The organism is Falsochrobactrum tianjinense (assembly GCF_019100495.1).
Taxonomy (GTDB): domain Bacteria; phylum Pseudomonadota; class Alphaproteobacteria; order Rhizobiales; family Rhizobiaceae; genus Brucella; species Brucella tianjinense.
In genome coordinates this window covers 190,792-213,508 of sequence record NZ_JAHRVA010000002.1, presented here as the reverse complement: position 1 = coordinate 213,508, position 22,717 = coordinate 190,792, and the positions used below count along the sequence as shown (strand labels likewise).

Sequence of the window (22,717 nt, the reverse complement as noted above, 5' to 3'; positions counted from 1 at the left end):
TCAGCCGATCGCCATCAGGCTGGCATTGCCGCCTGCCGCCGTGGTGTTGATGGAAGTCGAGACTTCTTCAAGCAGCCAGTTCAGGCAATAGGCGTCGGGGGCAATCGCAAGCTGCTCTGACGATGCGGCCTGCGTGAGAACCAAAGGCCCCGGCAGTTCGGCAAGCTTCTTGTTCACTTTGATCAGATGCTCGCCTTCGCCTTCCACCAGCGCACCGGCAAAAGGCGCGTCCGCCTGCCAGTCTTTGGTCCAGAGCGTGCGGGCCGCAACACTTGCAGGCAAATCCTTCAAGACATTCCGCAAGCCGGATGTTTCATCGATGACGGCTGTATTGCCGGTGGCAAGTGCTGCCGTCAATTGCCGGTAAAGACCGGTTTCCGTTTGTGGGGCCAGCAATATACGGCCACGCGGATGCAGGGCATAAAGATTGCGCTCACCTACCGGTCCGGGCAACTCAATATCGAGGCCAAGCGCGCAAGCACTCCCCGTTTCGCGCGCCGCCTGCGCCAGATCGTTCATTCCGCGCTGGCCAAGCCATTTGGCAAAGTCCTTGAGCGCGGCATCGCTGTGAACCGAGTTGAGACGCGGCGGAACCGGCGCTATTTCGACCAGACGCCCCAGATAAAGCGGCCCGCCTGCCTTCGGGCCAGTGCCCGACAGGCCGCGACCGCCAAATGGCTGGACGCCGACCACAGCGCCAATGACGTTGCGGTTGATATAGACATTGCCGACGCGGATCAGATCGGTCACATGGGCAATCGTTTCATCAAGGCGGGTGTGCAGGCCGAATGTCAGGCCGTAGCCGGTTGCATTGATATCATCAATCAGGCGATCCATATCGGCGCGCTTATAGCGCACCACATGCAGAACCGGGCCGAAAACCTCGCGCTTGAGATCGCGCAGAGAGTTGATTTCGATAATCGTCGGCGCGACGAAAGTGCCGTCCTTCGTTTCAGGCCCGAGTGGAAGCTGTTCGACCTTGCGCCCAAGCTCGCGCATGTCGTCAATATGCTTCTCGATGATGTTCTTGGCGTCGTCTGTAATGACCGGGCCGATATCGATATTGAGCCTGTCGGTGCGGCCGATGGAAAGTTCTTTCAGTGCACCCTTGAGCATGGTCAGGATACGATCAGCCACGTCCTCCTGCAAGCAGAGCACGCGCAGCGCCGAGCAGCGTTGTCCGGCACTGTCGAATGCCGAGGCAATCACATCGAATACCACCTGTTCGGCCAGCGCGGATGAATCGACGATCATGGCATTCTGCCCGCCGGTTTCTGCGATTAGCGGGATCGGTTTGCCGTTCGGCAACAGGCGCAAGGCAAGCTGTGCCTGAATGAGACGGGCAACCTCCGTCGAGCCGGTAAACATCACGCCGCAGGTTTCAGGCGCCGCGACCAATGTCGCGCCGATGCGGCCATCACCCGGCAGGAGTTGCAGAGCATCGGCAGGGACTCCCGCTTCATGCAAAATGCGTATGCCCTGCGCCGCAATCAGCGGGGTTTCCTCGGCAGGCTTTGCCAGCACCGGGTTACCTGCGACGAGAGCCGCCGCAATCTGGCCGGTGAAGATCGCCAGAGGGAAATTCCAGGGGCTGATGCAGACGACAGGGCCGAGCGGCTTATGCGCAACGCCAAGCGTGCGCCGGGTCTGTTCAGCATAGTAGCGCAGAAAATCGATGGCCTCGCGCACTTCGGCAATGGCGTTCGGCATAGACTTGCCCGCTTCGCGCATGATGAGGCCAAGCAGTTCCGGCATATCACGCTGCATGATATCGGCGGCACGCTCAAGGCAGGACGCGCGTTTGGCGGGTGCTGCCGCAGACCAGCTTGCAGCAGCTTTCGTGGCGGCCTGCATGGCTTTTAACACATCGCTTTCGGCAACTTCGGCAACAGTACCGACAATATCGTTGCGGTCGCCGGGATTGAGAACCGGGCGGCGTGTGCCCGCAACCTTGGCGCCTGCAATCTGCGGTTCGGCGGTCCACGCCCGGCCAGCGCTATTTTTGAGCACTTCACTCAACTGCGCCAAGGTTGCTTCATTGGACAGATCAAAACCGGCCGAATTGCTGCGCGCGCCATAAAGCTCTTCCGGCAGCGCGATCTGATCATGTTGCGCGCCGACAATTGCCATCGAGCGGACCACTTCGACCGGATCGGCAACCAGTTCATCGATGGAAACGCTTTTATCCCCGATACGATTGACGAAAGAGGAGTTGGCCCCGTTTTCAAGCAGGCGGCGAACAAGATAGGCGAGCAGCGTTTCATGGGTGCCCACCGGCGCATAGATACGCGCTGGACGGCCAAGCTTCTGCGATCCGACCACTTCGTCATAAAGCGGCTCGCCCATGCCATGCAGGCACTGGAACTCATATTTGCCGGTCTTAAAATCGGGACCGGCAAGATGATAGATCGTCGCCAGCGTCTGCGCATTGTGCGTTGCAAATTGCGGAAACACCACATCGGTCGCGCCCAGGAGTTTGCGTGCGCAGGCAATATAGGAAACGTCGGTGTGGACCTTGCGCGTGAAAACGGGGAAGTCTTCCAGGCCATCCACCTGCGCCCGCTTGATTTCAGCATCCCAATAGGCACCTTTCACCAGACGCACCATGATGCGGTGATTGGTGCGGCGGGCAAGATCGATAATAAAATCAAGTACAAAGGGGCAGCGCTTGCCATAGGCCTGCACCACAAAACCAATCCCCTCCCATCCGGCAAGGTCGGGGTCTTCGCACAGACTCTGCAACAGGTCGAGCGACAGTTCCAGCCGGTCGGCTTCCTCGGCATCAATATTGAGGCCGATATTATACTTCTTTGACAGAACAGCCAGCGCCTTCACTTTAGGCATAAGCTCGCTCATGACGCGCTCGGCCTGCGCGCGAACGTAACGCGGATGCAGCGCTGAAAGCTTGATGGAAATGCCGGGACCGTCATAGACGCCGCGACCGGCAGAAGCGCGGCCAATCGCGTGGATCGCATTTTCATAGTCTTTATAATAGCGCTCGGCATCGGCGGCGGTGGTCGCGGCCTCCCCCAGCATGTCATATGAATAACGGAAACCGCGTTCTTCCAGCGATCTGGCACGTTTGAGCGCCTCATCGATGGTTTCGCCAGTGACAAACTGTTCGCCCATCATGCGCATCGCCATATCGACGCCCCGTCGGATAACCGGCTCGCCGCAGCGGGCGATCAGGCGATTGAGGGCCGCGGAAAGTCCGCTATCATTGACGGTATTGGTCAGCTTGCCGGTGACGACAAGCCCCCATGTGGCGGCATTGACGAACAGCGAGCGGCCGCCGCCGACATGCGATTTCCAGTCGCCATTGGCAATCTTGTCGCGAATGAGCGCGTCGCGCGTCGCCATATCCGGAATGCGAAGCAAAGCTTCCGCAAGGCACATCAGCGCCACGCCTTCCTGACTGGAAAGCGAATATTCATGCACCAGACCTTCAACGCCGCTGCCCTTATGCTTGGCGCGCAGTGCTTCAATCAGCTTGTATGCCGTCGCGCGGATTTGCTTGCGGGTTTCTTCCGGCAAGGCCGCCTGCTCGACCAGCGCAGTCACGCATTCGGCTTCCGGCTTGCGAAAGGCAGCGGTGATTGCCTGCCGCAGCGGGTCCTGCGCGCGGATGGGCGGCGCAAAATTCTGGAAAACAGCGGCTTTGGAAATGATGTTCTTATCGGTCATAGTGCACTGCTCACAAAAGAAACGGCTCCCGAATGGCATCAGGATACCCTTATTTGATTTGAGTGAACATTATCATTGCTATATGCTCCATTCTGCCTTCATTTCATCCAAATTTAGGCAATTCGCTCTTATTATTTGATAGTTTAAAGGAAATAAGATTGAAAAAACTGGATTCTGTAGACGATCTGGATCAGTTCGACCGCCGCATAATCGAGGTGTTAAGCGAAGATGGTCGCATTCCGGTTACGGAACTGTCGAAAAAGGTCGGCCTTTCCAAGACGCCCTGCCAGGCGCGTCTCAAGCGATTGGTCGATGAAGGCTATATTCTCGGCTTTCGCGCAGCCATTGATCCGGAAAAACTCGGCCTTGACCACATCGCCTTTACCACCGTGAAGCTTTCGGACACGCGCGAGACAGCACTTGAGGCGTTCAACATCGCCGTTCGGAAGATACGCGAAGTCGAGGAGTGCCATATGATCGCAAGCTCCTTCGACTATCTGCTGAAAATAAGAACGCCCAACATCAGGCGCTATCGCGAAGTGCTGGGCGAGAAAATTTCGAGCCTGCCCAATGTGGCGAGCACCTCGACTTTCGTCGTGATGGAATCGGTCAAGGACAACCGCCCGGTCAGGGTCTATCCGGGCGCGTTGTAATCCTTCTTGCACCAATCCTTATTACAGGCTTTCGCCTGCCAGATAGAGTTCCAGCGTCTTTGCGGTTCCGTCCTGCCAGATGCGTTTGAGCGCCGAGGAAAAGGCTGCCACATAGGCCGGATTGGCTGCGAGATGCCCGAAAACATCCTCCATTTCAAGCCATTTTGCCGGCTCGTCCTTGGCAAGCGCTGCCTGTTTAACCAAACGAGGCCATGACGGATCGTTCGGCTCGATAATTGCGCCGCTATCGGTTGTGCCATAGCAGTAGCGGCACCAGAAAGCCGAAACGAGCGCAAGGCCGGTAACGGACGCACCCTTCGCCACACGATCGGAAGCGGTGGGCAGAATAAATTTGGGCTGACGGTTGGAGCCATCGAGGCAGAGGCGGCGGATCGTGTCGCCGATGCTGGGATTGGCAAAGCGTTTGTCAATCAGGATGCGATAATCTTCCAGAACCGTATTGGGTACGGGTGGCACTTCCGGGATAATTTCATCTCTGGTGAGCTTTTCCAGATAGCGCCGGATCAGAGGATGCTCCATGGCCTCGTGGACGAAATGAATATCCAGCAATCCGCCTGGATAGGCGATTGCCGCGTGACCGCCATTGAGAATGCGGATTTTCATCAGTTCATAAGCACCGACCTGATCGGAAAAGGTGACGCCAACCTTATGCAGCGCCGGGCGTCCATTGGGGAAATTATCCTCCACAACCCACTGCTTGAAGCTCTCGCAGAAAACCGGCCAGCCGTCTTCGACATCAAAATCTCTTGCAGCAATCTCGCGCTCGCGTGCGCTCGTGGCAGGCGTGATACGGTCCACCATGGAGTTCGGGAAGGCGACATTGGCGCTGATCCAGTCGGCAAATTTCGGGTCGCTGAGTTTTGCAAGACCGACCACCGCATCTTCGGTGACGTGGCCATTGCCAGGAATATTGTCGCAAGACATGATGGTGAAAGGTTCGACCCCGGCTGCCTTGCGCAGTTTGAGCGCCTGAACGATCAACCCGAATACGGTTTTTGGCTTTTCTGGATGCGCGCCATCATCGATGATATCAGGATGCGCTGCATCGAAATACTGGCTTGCCGGGTCGATGTAATAGCCGCCCTCAGTGATCGTCATGGAAACAATGCGGATATCGGGCGAGGTCAGATAATACATCAGGGCCTTGCGGCCCTCGTCGGTGGAAATGGTCACATAATCGATCATTGAGGCAGTGATGCGCGCCTCTGAATGCCCTGCTTCCTGATCGACGATCGTGGTGAGCCAATCCTGCGCCTTGAGTATGTCGCGCATGGCATCGTCGCTCTTGCGCACTCCGGCTCCCACCAGCGCCCAGTCATGATCGAGACCAAGCCCGAATAGGTCGTCAAGATAGACTGCCTGATGGGCACGATGAAAGTTGCCGACACCAAAATGCACAATTCCCGGCCTCAGTTCCGCTGGGTCATAACCCGGCTTGTGCACCTTGGCGAAGCTCTTGAGCGTTGCGCGCGACGGCTTGGTCATGACGACTCCTTTTTATCCCAGCATCCCGACCTTAGAGCGTTTTTCGATCTGATTGCATTAGATCGACGCTCTATCATTTTGTTTTGTCGCATTATCCGGACGCAAAACCGTTTTACACTTTTGCTGGAAATGCTTCATTCAGGCCATCCAGTTTCCGCCATCGACCCCGAAGGTCTGGGCGAGAATGTAATCGCTGTCCGACGATGCCAGGAAAACGGCCATGCCGGTAATATCTTCCGGTGTCGCAAAGCGACCGATCGGCACTGATTTGGCCACTGCGGCTTTTTTCTCGCCCGGTTTCAGACCTTCCCATTTGGCAAAGTTGGCGTCCACCACATCCCAGTGCTCGCCATCGACCACGCCCGGCGCAATTGCATTGACCTGAATGCCATGCTTGACCAGAGCCAACGCCGCCGATTGCGTGGCGGAAATGATCGCCGCCTTGGAGGCGCAATAGAAAGTTACCAGAGCCTCGCCGCGGCGACCGGCCTGGCTTGCCATATTGATAATCTTGCCTCCGCGTTTGCGTTTGATCATGACGTTGGAAACCGCCTTCATCATGAAAAGCGGCCCCTTGAGATTGATATTGAAAACACGTTCATAGCTGTCTTCGGTGATCTCGTTGATCGGCGCCATTTCAAAGATAGCGGCATTATTGACCAGAATATCGATGCCGCCATATTCGGCGTCGATATCGACCACTACTTTTTCGATCTGGGCAAGATCGGTGACATCGAGCTTCATAGCCTTCACCGATGGGCCGATACCGCGCGCCGCTTCTTCCGCGCGCTCGATATTGATATCGGCGATAATGACCTTCGCGCCCTCATGCGCATAGGCCTGCGCAAAACCAAGCCCGATACCGCGCGCGGCCCCGGTAATCAGAGCAACCTTGTCTTTCAGTCTCATGGAAGTTTCTCCGGGAGAATTCATATGTGCACCTAAAGATGCGTTTTCTTTTCCGATAGAATGAGAGGGTGGCGGTCGTGCCGTTCAAGCGCCAGGCCATCCGCGGTAAACAGGTGTGCATCGGCGGCATCGAAGCCGAGCTTCACAGTCTCGTGTGCGCGAGCCGTACTGTTGCCCCCCGCTTCGGAAACCACCAGCCCGCTCGCATTCTCGTAATGGACATAAAGGTAGGTCTCCCCGCCAAGGCGTTCGACCACCATGATCTCACCTTCAAGCACACCGTCAGCGGCAGGATGCAGATGTTCGGGCCGCACGCCCAGAACAAGCGGCGTGCCTTCGCTGACCCCCTCGCCGTTAACAGGAACCTTCAGCGAACGACCATTTCCCAGTTCGACGGAAATACCATCGCCATCGACAGTGCGAGCCTTCACTTCGATGAAATTCATCGTCGGCGATCCGATGAAACCCGCCACGAAGCGATTGACCGGATGATGATAAAGTTCGAGCGGCGAGCCGACCTGTTCCACCTGGCCGTCACGCAGCACCACAATCTTGTGTGCAAGCGTCATCGCCTCGACCTGATCGTGCGTGACGTAGATCATGGTCGCGTTCAGCCGATCGTGCAGGCGCGCAAGCTCAATACGCATCTGCACGCGCAGCGCTGCATCGAGATTGGAAAGGGGTTCATCGAACAGGAAAATCTTCGGCTCGCGCACCATGGCGCGCCCGATGGCAACACGCTGGCGCTGCCCGCCGGAAAGCTGGCGCGGCTTGCGGTCCAGAAGCTGGTCGAGCTGCAATGTCTTCGCCACGTCTTCAACCTTGCGATCGCGTTCTACCTTCGACAGACCTGCAAGTTTGAGCGCAAAACCCATGTTCTCGCGCACATTCATGTGCGGATAGAGCGCATAGGTCTGAAAGACCATCGCCAAACCACGCTCATCCGGCGGCACATCGTTGACCTGCTGGCCATCGATCATCAGTTCGCCGCTAGTGATTTCCTCAAGCCCTGCAATCATGCGCAGCAGCGTCGATTTACCAGAGCCGGATGGGCCGACGAAAACCACGAATTCACGATCCGCAATATCAAGATCAACGCCTTTGATGACGTCAATCTTGCCAAAGGATTTAGTGGCGTTGTGCAATGAAAGTGTAGCCATGAGGTTCCCTTTATTTCACGGCACCGAAGGTAAGCCCGCGTACAAGCTGGCGCTGCGTAACCCAGCCGAAAACGAGGATTGGCGCGATAGCCAGCGTGGATGCCGCCGAGAGCTTGGCCCAGAAAAGCCCTTCCGGTGATGAAAAGGACGCGATGAAGGCGGTAAGCGGCCCGGCCTGCGATGCGGTCAGATTGAGGCTCCAGAAAGCCTCGTTCCAGCACAATATGATGGAAAGAAGGGCCGTGGAGGCAATGCCCGGCAGGCTCAATGGCAGCAGCAGATAGCGCACCTGTTGCCCCACGCCGGCTCCATCCATCCGGCCCGCTTCAAGAATTTCGTGCGGCACCTCCTTGAAGAAGGAATAGAGCATCCATACGACAATAGGCAGATTGGAAAGGGTGAAGATGATGATGAGACCGGTGCGTGTGTCGAGAAGCCCGGTATCGCGGGCCAGCAGATAGATCGGCACCAGCACGCCGACCGCAGGCAGCATCTTGGTCGAGAGCATCCACAGCAGCAGATCCTTGGTACGCTTGCCGGGGACAAAAAGCCGCCGCATAGGCCGCGGGTACAGCGATGATCAGTGAAAGGATGGTCGCGCCAAGGCTCTCCACCACGCTGTTCATGGCATAGCTGAAATAGTCGGCCCGCTGGTTCACCGCCGCAAAATTTTCGAGTGTCGGCGCGAAGAAGAGCTTGGGCGGGGCAACCGCATCTATTTCTGTCTTGAAAGCGGCCAGCAGCATCCACAGGATCGGAAAGAACATCAGGATCGCCACGATCCAGCCGATGATGCCGGCGGAGACTACGGCTTTGTCAATTCTACGCTTTGCAGCCATTGTCAGCCTCCTCTCAGTTATCCAAGTTGCGCGCGACAGTACGAATGAGGAAAATCGCAACGATGTTGGCAAGGATGATGGCGATCACGCCCGCCGCAGATGCTCCGCCGATATCCCATTGCAGAAGTGCCTTGAGATAGATGAAGTAGGTGAGCGTGGTAGTCGCGATGCCCGGCCCGCCGGACGTGGTGACGAGAATTTCCGCAAAGATCGACAGAAGGAAAATGGTCTCGATCATGATGACGACCGAGATCGGGCGCAGCAAATGCGGCAGGATAATATAGTAAAACATCACTGGCCCTTTGGCGCCGTCAAGGCGTGCGGCCTCCATCTGTTCGCGGTCGAGCGACTGCATGGCGGTCATCAGGATCAAGGTCGCGAACGGCACCCATTGCCACGACACGATTATAATCACGGACGCCATCGGAAGCTGTGAAAACCAGTCGACCACAGGCAGGCCGAAACTACGGGAGATAAAGGCGAAGAGCCCATTGACCGGATGCATCAGGAGATTCTTCCAGATCAGTGCCGAAACGGTCGGCATGACGAAGAAGGGCGCAATGACCAGAAGTCGCGCTATGTTCTTGCCCCAGAAATCCTGGTCGAAAATAACGGCGAACAACACGCCGAGAACGACCGATATAATCAGAACAGAGACCACAAGGATGAGCGTATTGGCGATTGCCGACCATAGCCCCGGACTGGACAGCAGGAACTTGTAGTTCGAAAATCCGGCGAAACCAGTCACGAACGGGTTGATGAGATTATAATACTGAAACGAGAACCAGAGGGTCATCGCCAACGGTACGATCATCCACAGCAATAGCAGGATGACGGATGGCGCAAGCAAGGGGCCTGTGCGGACACTGCGGCGGGATTTTCTTGCAAAGCGTGATCTGGCACCAGCGGCCAACGCTTGATTTGTCGGCATATCGGACGTTTCCTCCCCTTCCCGCCTTCAACCGCGTCATGCGCAGCTTTGCGAAGAATCACACCTGCCATCCTCCCTCCAGAGGACGGCAGGCCAGTGGTTCAGGCTTATTTGATATAGCCTGCCTGCGTCATGATCTGCTCAGTCTGGCGCTGTGCATTATCAAGCGCCGCATCCACGCTTTGCTGTCCGGCAACAGCCGCCGAAATCGCCTGACCGACAATCGTACCGATCGCCTGGAATTCAGGAATCGCGACGAACTGGATGCCGGTATAAGGCACCGGATCCTTTGTCGGCTTGGTCGGATCCGCGGATTCGATTGCCTTCAGAACCGTATCAGCGAAAGGTGCGGCCTTCTTGTACTCCTCATTTGCATAGGTGGACTGGCGTGTGCCCGGGGGAACCGCGACCCAGCCCTCCTTCTCGCCGACCAGTTCGACATATTCCTTGGAAGTTGCCCATTTGAGGAAGGACTTTGCGGCCTCCGCTTTCTTTGTTGATGCCGGGATTGCAAGATTCCACGACCATGCCCAGGCCGAACCATTCGGCGTCACTTCCACGGGTGCCTTCGTGAAGGCAACCTTGTCGGCAACCTGGCTCTGATTGGGGTCATAGATACGACCGGCAGCAGAAGTCGCATCAATCCACATGGCGCAATGGCCGGTGGAAAACAGTGCCTGATTTTCATTGAAGCCGTTGGAGGTAATTCCGGGAGGGCCTGCTTCCTTCATCAGATCGACGTAGAAATTGATCGCCTTTTTCCACTCTTCAGAATTGATCTGCGGCTGCCACTGTTCGTCGAACCAGCGCCCGCCGAAGGTGTTGATCAGTGTACCGAGATAGGCCATATTTTCGCCCCAGCCCGGCTTGCCACGCAGACAGAGACCGTACTGCTCCTTCGACTTGTCGGTGAGTTTGGTGGCGAATTCCTTGATCTGCTCGTATGTCGGTTCATCCGGCATTTTCAGTCCGGCGGCATCGAAAAGATCCTTGCGGTAGAGCGTGAACGAGCTTTCGGCATAGAACGGTACGGCATAAAGCTTGCCGTCGACCGTCAGACCAGCGCGGACAGGTTTGATGAGATCATCGTAGTCGTAATCATCACCAAGATCATCAACTGGCAGGAGCCATCCGGCCTTGCCCCAGATCGGCGTCTCATAACCACCAATGGTCAGGATGTCGAATTGTCCGCTCTTGGTTGCGATGTCGGTCGTAACACGCTGACGCAACACGTTTTCTTCAAGCACGACCCAGTTGATCTTGTTGCCGGTTGCCTTCTCCCACTCCGGCGATAGCTTCTGCATGATGATCATGTCGCCATTATTGACCGTGGCGATGGTGAGCTCCTCCGCCCACGCCGCCCCTGCCATGAATGTGATGCTGGCAACGGATGCAACAAGTCCTGCTATATAAGTTTTGGTCCGCATCTCGTCTCCTCCTTTACGAATGCATAGCAAAATTCTTACATGTGTAAACTTTATGGCGCGCATATCTTCGGCTTGTCAAGCACGGTTTTCAATTCGCTTTTCGAAGCAAGGCGTCTCATTTATGCGCATTATTCGGGTAAAATTTAAAGCGCATCCCGCCTCCCAACTCTTCCCGCACAAAGTCTAGCACATCTGCAATTCCACTGCATCAATCTATGCTCGATCATTTGTTCGCTTGACGTTTACACCAGCCTTTGCCAGTTTGACCTTATCTTGCCCGTAAATCACAACTGGCAGAACAAATGAAGGAACGTATTGAAACTGCTGAATAATAGCGAAATGGTTCAATTGCCGTTATGATATGATCCATCACTTTCGATCGCCGCCTGACATTTGAAAGAACGCAATAGCCCAGCACTGCGTGCCGCTGGCGCTTGACGGACAGGACAAAGGCCGTGCTCAAGAATATCCGCACCATGGAAGATTTTTCGGAGTTCGTCGGTCTGTCACGCCCGACGGTCTCCAAATACTTCAATGATCCGGACTCCGTCCGCCCCAAGACCCGCGTGCGGATTGAAGCAGCACTCCGGCAATCTGGTTTTCGGCCAAATCTTTTCGCGGTGAACCTTAATCGACGGCGCACGACAATTTTGGGCATCATCATTCCCAATCAGCTCGATCATTTCTACATGGCCATGACCCGCAGACTGCAAACGCTTGCGGAACAGCGCGGCTATCTGGCCATCGTACTTTCTTCGGATGGCAAGCCGGAACTGGAGATGCGAGCCATCGAAACCTTACGTTCGCTCAATGTCGCCGGTGCGATCATCGCACCGCTTGGCGAACAATCACAGCATTCGGCACTGGTTCGCCTCGCTGCCGCTGTTCCGATCGTCTATGTTGATTCCCCGCTGGACAACAGCTCCCCCTTCGTGGGAACCGACAATATCAAATCCTTCCACCTGATCGTGGATTACCTCTGCCGTTCGGGCAGCGAGCCTTGCTATTTTTCCATGCCGGGCGTGAACAACAATGCGATCAAACGCCGGAAAGCCTATTGCATGGCAATGGAAAAACTGGGGTCAGAGCCGCGTATCGTCGATCTGGAGCCGAGCAGTAGCTGGGATTTCGAGCAATATGCCTTTGAACAGGCGTCGCGCATCCTGCGCGAAAGGGGATCTTTCCCGACGAGCACAATTCTCTGCTCCAATGACCGTATCGCTTTCGGTGTGATGGCTGCCTTGTGGCAAGCTGGCTTGAAAGTCGGCAGGCTCAAGGACAGCGATATCCGCGTGGCCGGGCACGATAATAATCCGCTTTCCGAATATACCTGCCCACCGCTGACCACCGTTGCGCAGAATTATAATGAAATCAGCCGTCTGGCCGTAAATCTGCTGTTCCGCACGCTTGGCGAGCCACAGGACACACAAGCGAGCCTGCCGGACGACCCGCGCATTCTGCTCAATGCGGAAATCAAGCTAAGAATGTCCGCCTGATTGAAACAGTAGCAGTCTATCAAAAAAGCTCTGCAAATTGAAAATGGCGGGGCCGCCCCGCCATTTTGATGTCTCATGCGGCCAATCAGTTAAGCCCGAGTGTGCCGCGCAGCGTAGAAAGGTCTTCGGCAAGCGCAGTAACCGGCCCGGCCAGCGCCTTGCGGTCATCTTCAGTCAACTTGTCGTAAGATTCATAGCCATCACTCGTCTTGTACTTGGCGAGAATATCATTGACTGTCTGGAAGTTGCCTTCGACTTTGGTGACGAGGTCAGGATTTTCCTTGACGATCAGCGGCTTGAAGAGTTCAACGATTTTCTGTGCGCCGTCGACATTGGCCTGAAAATCCCAAAGATCGGTATGGCTATAACGGTCTTCTTCACCAGAAATCTTGGTGGCGGCCACTTCTTCAAGAAGAGCCGCAGCGCCACCCACCACTTTTTCAGGCGGAACTGTCAGACCCTCAACACGCTTCTGAAGTTCCAGAACGTCTGCATAGAGCTTGTCGGCATATTCACCAAGACCATCGGTCGTGTTCTGTGCGAATAAGCCATATTCAAGCCGATGGAAACCGGTGAAATCGTCCGACTTTTCACCATTTTCGTGATCGTCGGCACGGCTGTCGATCGAAGCGTCGAGATCGGCGAAAAGCTCGGCAATCGGCTCGACCTTCTCATAGGAAACACGCGAGGATGGATAAAGCTCCTTGGCTTTCTCTATATCTCCGGCCTTGATTGCATCGGTGAAGGCTTTGGTGTCTTTTACGAGAATATCAAGATTCTCCTGAACATAGATCTTGTAATCGGCAATCGGCTGAACGAGGTCCAGCGGCGACACTTCGGCTTTGGCCGCACTAAAACCGAGCGAAAGAGCGACGGCACAGGCCGACGCGAGCAATGGCAGACGATATTTCATATTACCTCTCCGTTGATAAACAGACCTCAGCCACGAGCGTTCTGGAAGCTGCTCGCTTCCAGCAGCGCCCGCGCATAGTAATCCTTGCCGTCTTTCACACCGGGCAGTGCGAAAAAATAGCCGCCGCCGACCGGCTTGATATATTCTTCCAGCGGCTCGCCATTGAGACGGTTCTGGACGGTGATGAACCCCTTTTCCAGATCGGCCTGATAGGCGATGAACAGCAGCCCCATATCGAGCTGTCCGGACTTGGTAACTCCGTTGGAATAGTTGAACGGTCGACGCAGGATCAAATGTTGTTCGGCATTTGCGTCTCGCGGATTGGCCAGCCGGATATGAGAATCCATTGGCGTCACCTCGCCCCCCGGATCCGCCGAATAATCCGGCACGTCGGCCTCGGTCTCGCCATCGAATGGCGCGCCGCTATCCTTGCGGCGACCGAAAATAGTCTCCTGCTCCTGCAAGGGCGTGCGGTCCCAACGTTCGACGAAATTGCGGATGATACGTACTGCCATATAGCTGCCATCGGCAGTCCATTCAGGCTCAGCCTTACCGGGCTGAACCCAGACGATGCGGTCCATTAAAGCCTTGTCGGCTGCATCCGGATTGGCCGATCCGTCACGAAAACCAAGAAAATTGCGTGCGCTTTCCTTCGCCTTTGGCGAGTGCGGCGGTAGAACCGGTACCGACCCTTCCTGCTTCCAGCGCACGAACAGAAGATCTGGCAGGTTCTTCATGATGTCGCGCAGAGCATGAATATTTGTATCGGGCGTATTGGAACAGAACTGGATTACCAGATCGCCGTGGCAAATATCCTTCTGCAACGCATCATTGGGAAACTTCGTCATACGCTGAAGCTGTTTCGGCTTTAGCGGCTTTAACCCAAAACGATCGTCAAACAGCGAGCTGCCAAGCCCGATGGTCAGCGTCAGGTTGTCGGGAGTGATGATCGGTCCCAGAATGCCGGAATCGGCGGGCGGAAATTTCGGATCGAGTTCAGGCGGTTCACCGCCCTTCATCAGAAAGGCTGCGCGTGCGCTCAAAAGCCGGAACATACGCTCAAGATCGGCCCGATCCCTCGCCAGAACATCAAATGCGGCCACCAGTCCCGCAGCCGGCCGTGGTGTCACGATGCCCGGCTGATGTGACCCATAAAAAGGTTGTCTTTGATGAAGCTTGTCGCTTTCGGGCGCATTGGTCACGCTTTCCGAAGAAAGAGCCCTGGCGCTGTGCGGCGTCATTACACCCGCTACCGCGCCAAGCAAAAGCGCGCGGCGATTCGGGGAAACAGGAGAATTGTTCTTCAAGTTTTTTTTAGCCATCAATCCACTCCAAGCTGATCGCGGAGTTTTGAAAACTGATCGGCAAGTCCGCTCGCGCCTTCCTTGACTTTTCCTTTTTCCTCGGGCGAAAGAGTATTATATATCTTGTAGCTGCCGTTATCAGCATTCGTCTTGAGCAGCGCTTTGACGGCGATCATCTGTTGATCGATGCCTTCAAACGCTTTTGGGACAGCCTTGATTACAATCGGACGAAGCACATCCGCGGTCTTGGCCGAACCTTCAATCAGCCCCGCGAAAGCCTGCAAATCCGTATGAGCATAACGATCGTCGCCAGAATCTGCGGCAGTGGAGGCAAAGCGATTGAGCGCAGATGCCGTCCCCGCCAGCAATCGATCAGGCGAAATACGCAGGCTACGGATGCGCTCTTTGAGAGCCTGCGTATCCTGCACCAGCTTTGCCGCCACCGGCTCCAGCCCATCGGAAGTATTGTCTACAAACAGTCCATACTCAAGACGATGTAAACCGCCGAAGGCCGGATCTTGCTCTCTCTTCTCAAAATAATCGGCGCGGGCATTGATTGCCGTATCAAGATCGGAGAACGATTCCGAAACTGGTGCAATCCGGGCATAAGCCGCCCGTGCGGGGCCATAGGCGAGTTTCGCGGCCTCCCAATCGCCACGGGAAATCGCCGAAGAAAGGTGCGCGACAGTATTTTGAAATTCAGCCACTTTTTTCGCAAGATAGATCTGATATTCCGCTAATCCTCCCAGGAAAGCAGTCAAAGGCAACTTGCCCTTTTCTGCTTCGCTGAACGCGGATGGCGTGACGATCAGTTTGCCGCGCGGATTGGAAAGCAAACCACAGGTGACCTGGTATTCACCGGGGGAAAGCTTGGCGGCAAGCGTCTGCTTGAAACCGGGCGCTATGTTCTCGCGCTCTTCCAACACCATGACGCCGTCGAGTATTTCCCACTCTACTGAACGGTCGGACTGGTTGACGATCTCGAATACCGTGCGCCCGGCTGGCACTGTCAGCTCATTGGGCTGGCAATTCCTCGCATTGATCACGACCTGTACCTTACCACCGATGTCCGCATGCCGCGACGTGTCGGAAAGACGGGAGGCATAAAAGAATGCCGCACCCGCGGCGACCACCAGCACGACTGCAAGAGCCAGCACGATGCGCACAAGGTTACGCGAAAACGGTTCGGTAGGTTTCGGACTTTTTGGATTGGTCATGAAAATCTCTTATTGAGCGCTTTGCTTCACGCGCGTGCTTTGCCGTGACGCGGAAGACGGCATTAGAAAAAGAATGAGCGCAGGCACGAGAAACGCCAGATAGGTAAAGACCTCACTGATTGTCGGCGCGGCGATATAGCCGAAAATGCCCCCCAGAACCGAACCAAGCGCGCTATCGAGTGGCAATATTTCGCTTGCATCGAAAACAATCGTTTGGAAGCGATTCCAGATACCGGCCTCATGCAGCGCCATGACGGAATTGGCCAGAATACCGGCCGCAATCACAAGAATGAAAACCCCGGTCCAGCGGAAGAAGCGACGCAGATTGAGCTTCAAGCCGCCCTTATAGATGCCATAACCAACCACTACGGCCAAAAGAACACCAAACAAAGCGCCCAACGGTGCTGACGCCCCCTCGCTTTGCTGAAAAGCGGCAAGTAGAAAGAAAACCGATTCCAATCCTTCACGAGCCACTGCAAAGAAGACCATCAGGATCAACCCGAAGCCTTGATGGGTGGGAGTTGCAAAAGTGGCATCGATGGAATGATGAAGCTCCGATTTGATGGAGCGGGCGGCTTTGCGCATCCAGAACACCATGGATGTCAGCACGAAAACGGCGATCAGGCCAATGACAGCCTCAAACAGTTCCTGTGCCTTTTGCGGAAACTCTGCACTGAGTAATTGCAGGACAGTTCCCACGGCAAGCGACATCGCCAATGCCAGCAAAACGCCAATCCATATGACGGGCATCCATGCGCTGCGCCCGGTTTGATGAAGATAGCTCGCAATGATCCCGACAATCAGCGCAGCCTCTACGCCTTCGCGGAACATGATAAGAAAAGGTACGAGCATTTTACGATGTCCACAATACAGGAAGCCTGAATGCTTCGTGGCTTGCGTCACGCACAACAGGCAGTCGGGCCTTTGTCACTGGACACTCTTTTTATAGCTGCACCGTGCCCCCTGCAAGAAAAATGAACATGACAAAAGAAGGAAAGTTTTAGAGTTATTCTAATAACTCATGGATTTATGAAGAAGCCAGTGGAAATATATGACCGGTTTGCGCTGGAAAACTCCTCGAAACATTACGTATGGAGAGATGGGCGAGCCTTGCTGGCATCGGTGTTTTCAAAACTTTCCGAAATGGTAAAAATTTCTCGACTAAGGGCTTGAACTATGTTGTCAACTGATCCATATGACAGGTGCTTACCGCTGCGTCTCCTCCCATTACGCGCGGTAAGTGTTCCCCTCTGGAGGTTTGCCCAAGTGGCACCTTCATAACTTAGCCGGACTTTTCAGTCCGGCTCTTTTTTTTGCCTAAATTCTGCCTGCGCGGGTCAAACGACAGAAAAAGCGCCGCGTTTCCGCGGCGCTCCAATTACTTGAGATCAGGCGCTTATGATCAGGCCATCCGCCGTTCGTAAGACGCCACAGGCGGGCAGGCGCAGATGAGGTTTCGGTCGCCACTCACATTGTCCACACGGCTGACCGGCGGCCAATATTTCGCGGTCGGGTCAAAGTCACCGCCGTTCAAAGCGCCAGCGGGAAACACGGCTTCCTCACGGGTGTAAAGATGTGTCCATTCGCTCGCCAGCGTGTCGCTTGCCGTATGCGGTGCGTTTGCAAGCGGATTGTCATCCGCAGGCCAGACGCCATCGGCAACCTTCTTCGCCTCAGCCGCAATGGCAATCATGGCGTCGCACAGACGGTCGATTTCCAGCTTCGGCTCAGACTCGGTCGGCTCGATCATCAGCGTACCCGCCACCGGCCATGACATGGTCGGTGCGTGGAAACCATAGTCGATGAGGCGCTTGGCCACGTCTTCCACGGTCACGCCCGCGCTGTCCTTCAGCACGCGGGTATCCACGATGCACTCATGCGCCACGCGGTCATGTGCGCCCGTATAAAGGATCGGATAGGCATCCTTCAGGCGATGCGCCACATAGTTGGCGTTAAGCACAGCCATTTCAGTCGCCTTCTTGAGCCCTGCTCCGCCCATCATGCGGATATACATCCACGTAATGACCAGAATGGAAGCGCTGCCAAACGGCGCTGCCGAAACAGCATGCTCGGAACCGATTTCCACATGACCCGGCAGGTAAGGCACGAGATGCTTGGCAACGCCGATCGGACCGACGCCCGGACCGCCACCGCCATGCGGAATGCAGAAGGTCTTGTGCAGGTTCATGTGGCAGACATCGGCGCCGATGTCGCACGGACGTGCAAGACCGACCAGCGCGTTGAGGTTCGCACCATCAAAATAAACCTGACCGCCATTGTCATGCACGATTTCGCAGAAGGCCTTGATGCCTTCCTCGAACACGCCATAGGTGGACGGATAGGTAATCATGAAGGCGGCGAGATTGTCGCGATGCTTCTCGGCCTTGGCCTTGAGATCGTCAATGTCGATATCGCCATCCGGACGGCAATTGACGACCACGACGCTCATACCCGCCATCGAGGCACTGGCCGGATTGGTGCCATGTGCGGAGGATGGAATGAGACAGATGTTGCGATGGCCTTCGCCGCGCGCCTGATGATAATGACGGATTGCCAGCAGGCCGGCATACTCGCCCTGGCTGCCCGCATTCGGCTGCAAGGAAACACCCGCAAAACCGGTGACTTCGCAAAGCCATGCTTCGAGGTCGGACGTCATTTTTGCATAGCCCGCAGTATGCGCCGCGGGTGCGAACGGGTGCATGTTCGCGACCGAGTTCCAGCTCACCGGCATCATTTCCGCTGCTGCGTTCAGCTTCATGGTGCAGGAACCGAGCGGGATCATCGCACGGTCAAGCGCTAGGTCCTTGTCGGCCAGACGGCGCAGAAAACGCATCATCTCGGTTTCGGACCGGTGCGAATGGAACACTTCCTGCGTCAGGAAGCCTTCGCCCCGGCCCTTGCCTGGAACGAGAACCTTGTCGCCTTCGCCCGCCTTCGCGCCGAAGAGTGATGCAAACTGGCTAAGATCGTCGTCGGTCGAGGTTTCGTCGAAGGTAACGCCAACCGTATCCGCATCGATGATGCGGATCAGGCGGTTGCCCTTTTCGGCTTCGCCAGCGATTGCTGCGGCCTTGCCTGCGACCTTGACCGTAACGGTGTCGAACAGGCTTTCACCCGCGATTTCGACGCCTGCGGCCTTGAGAGCGGCGGCAAAGCGGGCAGCCAGTCCGGCAACGCGCGTTGCAATCGCCTGCAGGCCGGCCGGGCCGTGCCAGATCGCGAAGGAAGCCGCCATATTGGCGAGCAATGCCTGCGCAGTGCAGATGTTCGACGTCGCCTTGTCGCGGCGGATATGCTGTTCACGCGTCTGGAGTGCCAGGCGATAAGCCGCACGGCCATGCGCATCGACCGACTGGCCGACAATGCGGCCCGGAATGATGCGGGTCAGCGGCTCGGAAACAGCCAGATAGGCTGCATGCGGACCACCAAAGCCCATCGGCACGCCATAGCGCTGCATCGAACCGACAGCCATGTCCGCGCCCCAGCTTGCCGGAGCCTCCATGATGGTCAGCGCCAGCGGATCGGCAACTGCGATGACGAGCGCGCCCTTGGCTTTCGCATCGGCGATGACCTTGGCGAAATCGCCATAGACGCCGCGCGTATCCGGCCACGGCACCACGACCGCAGCGGTGTTATCGTCAACTTCGCTGCCGGTTTCAATCTGCCAGCCAAGCGGCTCGGCGCGGGTGTTCACCACGTCAACGGCCTGCGGATGCAGGTCGCCGGCCAGCAGGATACGGCTGCGCTTGTCGCGGTGATGACGGCAGGCGACACCGATGGCTTCGGCAACGGCGGTTGCTTCGTCAAGCAGCGAAGCGCAGGCAACCGGCAGGCCGGTCAGTTCCGCAACCAGCGTCTGGAAGTGGAACAGAAGCTCAAGACGGCCCTGGCTGATTTCCGACTGGTAAGGCGTATAGGCCGTATACCAGGCCGGGTTCTCGAAGAGGTTGCGCTGGATGACCGGCGGCGTATGCACGCCATGGTAACCGGCACCGATGAAGCTCTTCTTCACCACATTGCGGCCCATGATGTCGCTAAGCTCGGCTAACGCATCGGCTTCGCTGAGCGGCGCGGGCAGATCGAGCGCGCGGTTCAGCCGGATGGAAGCCGGAACCGCCTGCGTGATAAGGGTTTCCATGGAAGGAAGACCGAGCGCGGCCAGCATGGCGCGCTCATCTTCCAGTCTCGGCCCGACATGACGGGCGACAAAGGGAAGAACGGTTTCCGTCATTGGATTAGCCCACCAGTGCGTCGTAACCGGCCTTGTCGAGAAGGCCGGAAAGCTGGCCTTCATCCGAAAGCTTCAGCTTGAACAGCCAGCCTTCGCCTTCAGCAGCCTGATTGATCAGAGCCGGATCGCCCGACACGGCATCGTTGACTTCAACCACTTCGCCATCGATCGGCGCATAGACGTCGGAAGCGGCCTTGACCGACTCCACGACCACAATGGCTTCGCCCTTGGAAACGGTGCGCCCAACTTCCGGCAGGTCCACGAAAACGAGGTCGCCCAGTTGTTCCTGTGCGTGGATCGTGATGCCCACAGTGGCAACGCCGTTTTCGACGCTGATCCACTCATGATCTTCGGTGAACAGGATATTGGCCATGGAAATCATCCTTTGCGATAGCGATGCGGAGTAAAGGGAAGTGCTGAGACATCAACGGGAACTTTGTTGCCGCGAACGTCTGCAAAAACGCGGGTACCTGGGGTGGCGAGGCTTGTCTCGACATAACCCATGGCGACCGGGAAACCTGCGGAAGGACCGAAGCCGCCCGATGTGACGGTTCCGACCTGACGGCCTTCAGCATCGAACAGGTCTGCACCGGCGCGTACCGGCTGGCGGCCTTCCGGCTTGAGACCCACGCGCTTGGCGCTGGCACCCTTGGCGATTGCGTCAAGCACGGCCTTGGCGCCGTTGAACGCTGCCTTTTCACGCACCGGCTTGGAAATTGCCCAGGTAAGCCCGGCTGAAACCGGGTCGGTTTCCGGCGTGATGTCCTGCCCGTGCAGGCAGAGACCGGCTTCCAGACGCAAACTGTCACGGGCGGCAAGGCCGACCCATGCCACGCGCTCGTCAGAAAGAAGCTTTGCCGCCAGTGCACGGCCTTCGTCAACAGGCAGGCCGATTTCAAATCCGTCTTCGCCCGTATAGCCGGAGCGGGTCATGAACCAGCCCTCTTCCGGCTCAAAGCCGTTCATGAAGGCAAGATCGCCACCGGCCAGACCGGCATCCTTGATGACGGCTTCGGCTTCCGGTCCCTGTATCGCGAGAAACACGCGGTCAAGCGGATTAACCTTGACCTGCTTGCCGGATGCGGCTTCGTTCAGATGCTCGATGTCGGCTTCGGCGTTTCCGGCATTGGCCACAACCATATAGCGGTCTTCGCCAAGCCGCGTGACGATCAGATCGTCCAGAACGCCGCCATTGTCATTGAGGAAGAACGTGTATTTCGACTGACCGGTCTTCAGCACGGTCGGATCGAGCGGGCATGTTTCGGCCAGAAGCGCGGCGGCATCTGTGCCCGACACATCGACAAGCTTCATGTGAGAAATGTCGAAAAGCCCCACATGCTCGCGTGTATGAAGATGCTCCTTCATCACGCCCAGCGGATAGGTGATTGGCATGTTCCAGCCTGCAAATGCGCCAAAGCGCGCTTTTGCAGCTTCATGCAGATCCTGCAAAGGCAGGGTTTTCAGATGTGCGGTATCGCCCATATCAACTCCAGAGTCGCACGTGTACCTTCCGCGAAATGCGGTCGTTCCGTGCCCCTCTGTCTCAGGCCTGAGAGACTCGCATGGCTATATATAAAGCCACACTTACACCTTCGGCGCGGGGTTTCCCCCGACTTTCCAGAGTTGTCTTACCCGTCTGCGGTTCCTTGTACCTGAGAGATTTCGGGCGATTTCCCCTTCGGCGGCCAATTGGCGCTCTCCCGCAGACAGACAGTGCAAGAACATCACCGTTGAATGTGACGTCCCGGCACCCGACGCATCTCCCTTAACCCAATCCGGAGCGGGAGTCATGCGGAATTGTTGTCTTCAACCGACAAATACTCGGACTTTTACGACAATATTTACCGGCAAAGCCATGCTTTGACCGGGCCTCCTTTATCGTGTGTCCTGGCCGATGGGACAGCCTGAAAAATTGTGATTTAGTCAGTAGATCAAACAATTGTGATGGCAAGATGGCCAATATGGGCAAAAGCCGTGCAATCCCCAAGCTTTAACGCAGGGCAGCTATGCAAATATGGCCCTCCAATAAAGCAAACTTGGGACCTATATACTGTTTGCAACAAGAGATTATGATTTTACTTAGGTGAGAGAAATGAACCTGATCCGCTCCTACAATAACTGGCGCCGTTACCGCAACACTGTCAACGAACTCAGCCGTCTGAGCCAGCGCGAACTGAACGACCTTGGTATCATGCCTTCGGAAATCCCGTTCGTCGCACGCAAGGCTGCCAGCCGCTAATAGCACTCTTCAGCAGAACCGCCTGACAAAGGCACGCCTGCTTTCAGGATCGCGATCTGTCAAACCGTGCGGTCCTACAGTTTCCAGAGATGTCGCCGGGGTTTCTCCTCCCATTCTCTCGGCGATCGAAAGACCGGAACTCCTCCTCCCAATCCGGTCTTCCCTATAAACACCCGTCGCTCCTCCCGCGACGGGTGTTTTATTTTGC

Annotated in this window: 16 protein-coding genes, 1 pseudogene and 1 riboswitch; of the genes and pseudogenes, 3 read left to right on the top strand and 14 right to left on the bottom strand. The window is 56.3% G+C overall.

Annotation, left to right across the window (positions count from 1 at the left end; all coding sequences use genetic code 11):
• Nucleotides 1–3,684, bottom strand: coding sequence for a trifunctional transcriptional regulator/proline dehydrogenase/L-glutamate gamma-semialdehyde dehydrogenase (putA, locus tag KUG47_RS06615; RefSeq protein ID WP_217677165.1), 3,684 nt, complete (start codon nt 3,682–3,684; stop codon nt 1–3).
• A 158-nt stretch (nt 3,685–3,842) separates the two neighbouring features.
• Between putA and KUG47_RS06610 the strand changes: the two genes are divergently transcribed.
• Complete coding sequence (locus KUG47_RS06610; RefSeq protein ID WP_217677164.1) at nt 3,843–4,337, top strand: Lrp/AsnC family transcriptional regulator; 495 nt, start codon at nt 3,843–3,845, stop codon at nt 4,335–4,337.
• A 21-nt stretch (nt 4,338–4,358) separates the two neighbouring features.
• Here KUG47_RS06610 and KUG47_RS06605 read toward each other — a convergent pair whose 3' ends face one another.
• The 6 genes and pseudogenes from KUG47_RS06605 to KUG47_RS06580 all read right to left on the bottom strand — a co-directional run bounded on the left by KUG47_RS06605 (nt 4,359) and on the right by KUG47_RS06580 (nt 11,109).
• A complete protein-coding gene (locus KUG47_RS06605) occupies nt 4,359–5,843 on the bottom strand; it encodes a mannitol dehydrogenase family protein (RefSeq protein WP_217677163.1) in 1,485 nt (494 codons plus the stop codon).
• Nucleotides 5,844–5,981: 138 nt separating this feature from the next.
• Nucleotides 5,982–6,752, bottom strand: coding sequence for an L-iditol 2-dehydrogenase (locus KUG47_RS06600; protein WP_217677162.1), 771 nt, complete (start codon nt 6,750–6,752; stop codon nt 5,982–5,984).
• 32 nt (nt 6,753–6,784) lie between these two features.
• Entirely contained in the window at nt 6,785–7,912 is a 1,128-nt protein-coding gene (locus KUG47_RS06595) for an ABC transporter ATP-binding protein (protein WP_217677161.1), read from the bottom strand.
• Between the two features lie 10 nt (nt 7,913–7,922).
• Nucleotides 7,923–8,751 (bottom strand): annotated as a pseudogene (locus KUG47_RS06590) (carbohydrate ABC transporter permease).
• 13 nt (nt 8,752–8,764) lie between these two features.
• The gene (locus tag KUG47_RS06585) at nt 8,765–9,682 is read right to left on the bottom strand and encodes a carbohydrate ABC transporter permease (RefSeq protein WP_217677160.1); all 918 of its coding nucleotides are present in this window, start codon (nt 9,680–9,682) and stop codon (nt 8,765–8,767) included.
• 107 nt (nt 9,683–9,789) lie between these two features.
• Nucleotides 9,790–11,109: an ABC transporter substrate-binding protein gene (locus tag KUG47_RS06580; RefSeq protein WP_217677159.1), complete on the bottom strand. Its 1,320-nt coding sequence runs from the start codon at nt 11,107–11,109 to the stop codon at nt 9,790–9,792.
• 476 nt (nt 11,110–11,585) lie between these two features.
• Here KUG47_RS06580 and KUG47_RS06575 point away from each other — a divergent pair, with 476 nt between their 5' ends.
• Nucleotides 11,586–12,605, top strand: a complete 1,020-nt coding sequence (locus tag KUG47_RS06575; protein WP_217677393.1) for a LacI family DNA-binding transcriptional regulator — start codon at nt 11,586–11,588, stop codon at nt 12,603–12,605.
• Between the two features lie 85 nt (nt 12,606–12,690).
• On the opposite strand, the gene efeO (KUG47_RS06570) is transcribed toward KUG47_RS06575, so the two are convergent.
• The 7 genes from efeO (KUG47_RS06570) to gcvT all read right to left on the bottom strand — a co-directional run bounded on the left by efeO (KUG47_RS06570) (nt 12,691) and on the right by gcvT (nt 21,752).
• Nucleotides 12,691–13,518: an iron uptake system protein EfeO gene (gene efeO, locus KUG47_RS06570; protein ID WP_217677158.1), complete on the bottom strand. Its 828-nt coding sequence runs from the start codon at nt 13,516–13,518 to the stop codon at nt 12,691–12,693.
• Nucleotides 13,519–13,544: 26 nt separating this feature from the next.
• Nucleotides 13,545–14,840 carry an iron uptake transporter deferrochelatase/peroxidase subunit gene (efeB, locus tag KUG47_RS06565; protein WP_217677157.1) on the bottom strand — a complete coding sequence of 432 codons (1,296 nt, stop codon included), beginning with the start codon at nt 14,838–14,840 and terminating at the stop codon, nt 13,545–13,547.
• Nucleotides 14,840–16,039, bottom strand: coding sequence for an iron uptake system protein EfeO (gene efeO, locus KUG47_RS06560; protein ID WP_217677156.1), 1,200 nt, complete (start codon nt 16,037–16,039; stop codon nt 14,840–14,842). Before efeO (KUG47_RS06560) ends, efeB begins: the two co-directional genes overlap by 1 nt.
• 9 nt (nt 16,040–16,048) lie before the next feature.
• Nucleotides 16,049–16,891 (bottom strand): iron uptake transporter permease EfeU, encoded by an 843-nt coding sequence (efeU, locus tag KUG47_RS06555; RefSeq protein WP_217677155.1) that lies wholly within the window; start codon nt 16,889–16,891, stop codon nt 16,049–16,051.
• A 550-nt stretch (nt 16,892–17,441) separates the two neighbouring features.
• Nucleotides 17,442–20,270, bottom strand: coding sequence for an aminomethyl-transferring glycine dehydrogenase (gene gcvP, locus KUG47_RS06550; RefSeq protein ID WP_217677154.1), 2,829 nt, complete (start codon nt 20,268–20,270; stop codon nt 17,442–17,444).
• Between the two features lie 4 nt (nt 20,271–20,274).
• Nucleotides 20,275–20,643: a glycine cleavage system protein GcvH gene (gene gcvH, locus KUG47_RS06545; RefSeq protein ID WP_185918656.1), complete on the bottom strand. Its 369-nt coding sequence runs from the start codon at nt 20,641–20,643 to the stop codon at nt 20,275–20,277.
• Between the two features lie 5 nt (nt 20,644–20,648).
• Nucleotides 20,649–21,752, bottom strand: a complete 1,104-nt coding sequence (gene gcvT / locus KUG47_RS06540; protein WP_185918657.1) for a glycine cleavage system aminomethyltransferase GcvT — start codon at nt 21,750–21,752, stop codon at nt 20,649–20,651.
• Nucleotides 21,753–21,899: 147 nt separating this feature from the next.
• Nucleotides 21,900–21,983, bottom strand: a riboswitch (glycine riboswitch).
• Nucleotides 21,984–22,362: 379 nt separating this feature from the next.
• Here gcvT and KUG47_RS06535 point away from each other — a divergent pair.
• Nucleotides 22,363–22,509, top strand: coding sequence for a DUF1127 domain-containing protein (locus tag KUG47_RS06535; RefSeq protein WP_217677153.1), 147 nt, complete (start codon nt 22,363–22,365; stop codon nt 22,507–22,509).
• Nucleotides 22,510–22,717 lie beyond the last annotated feature (208 nt).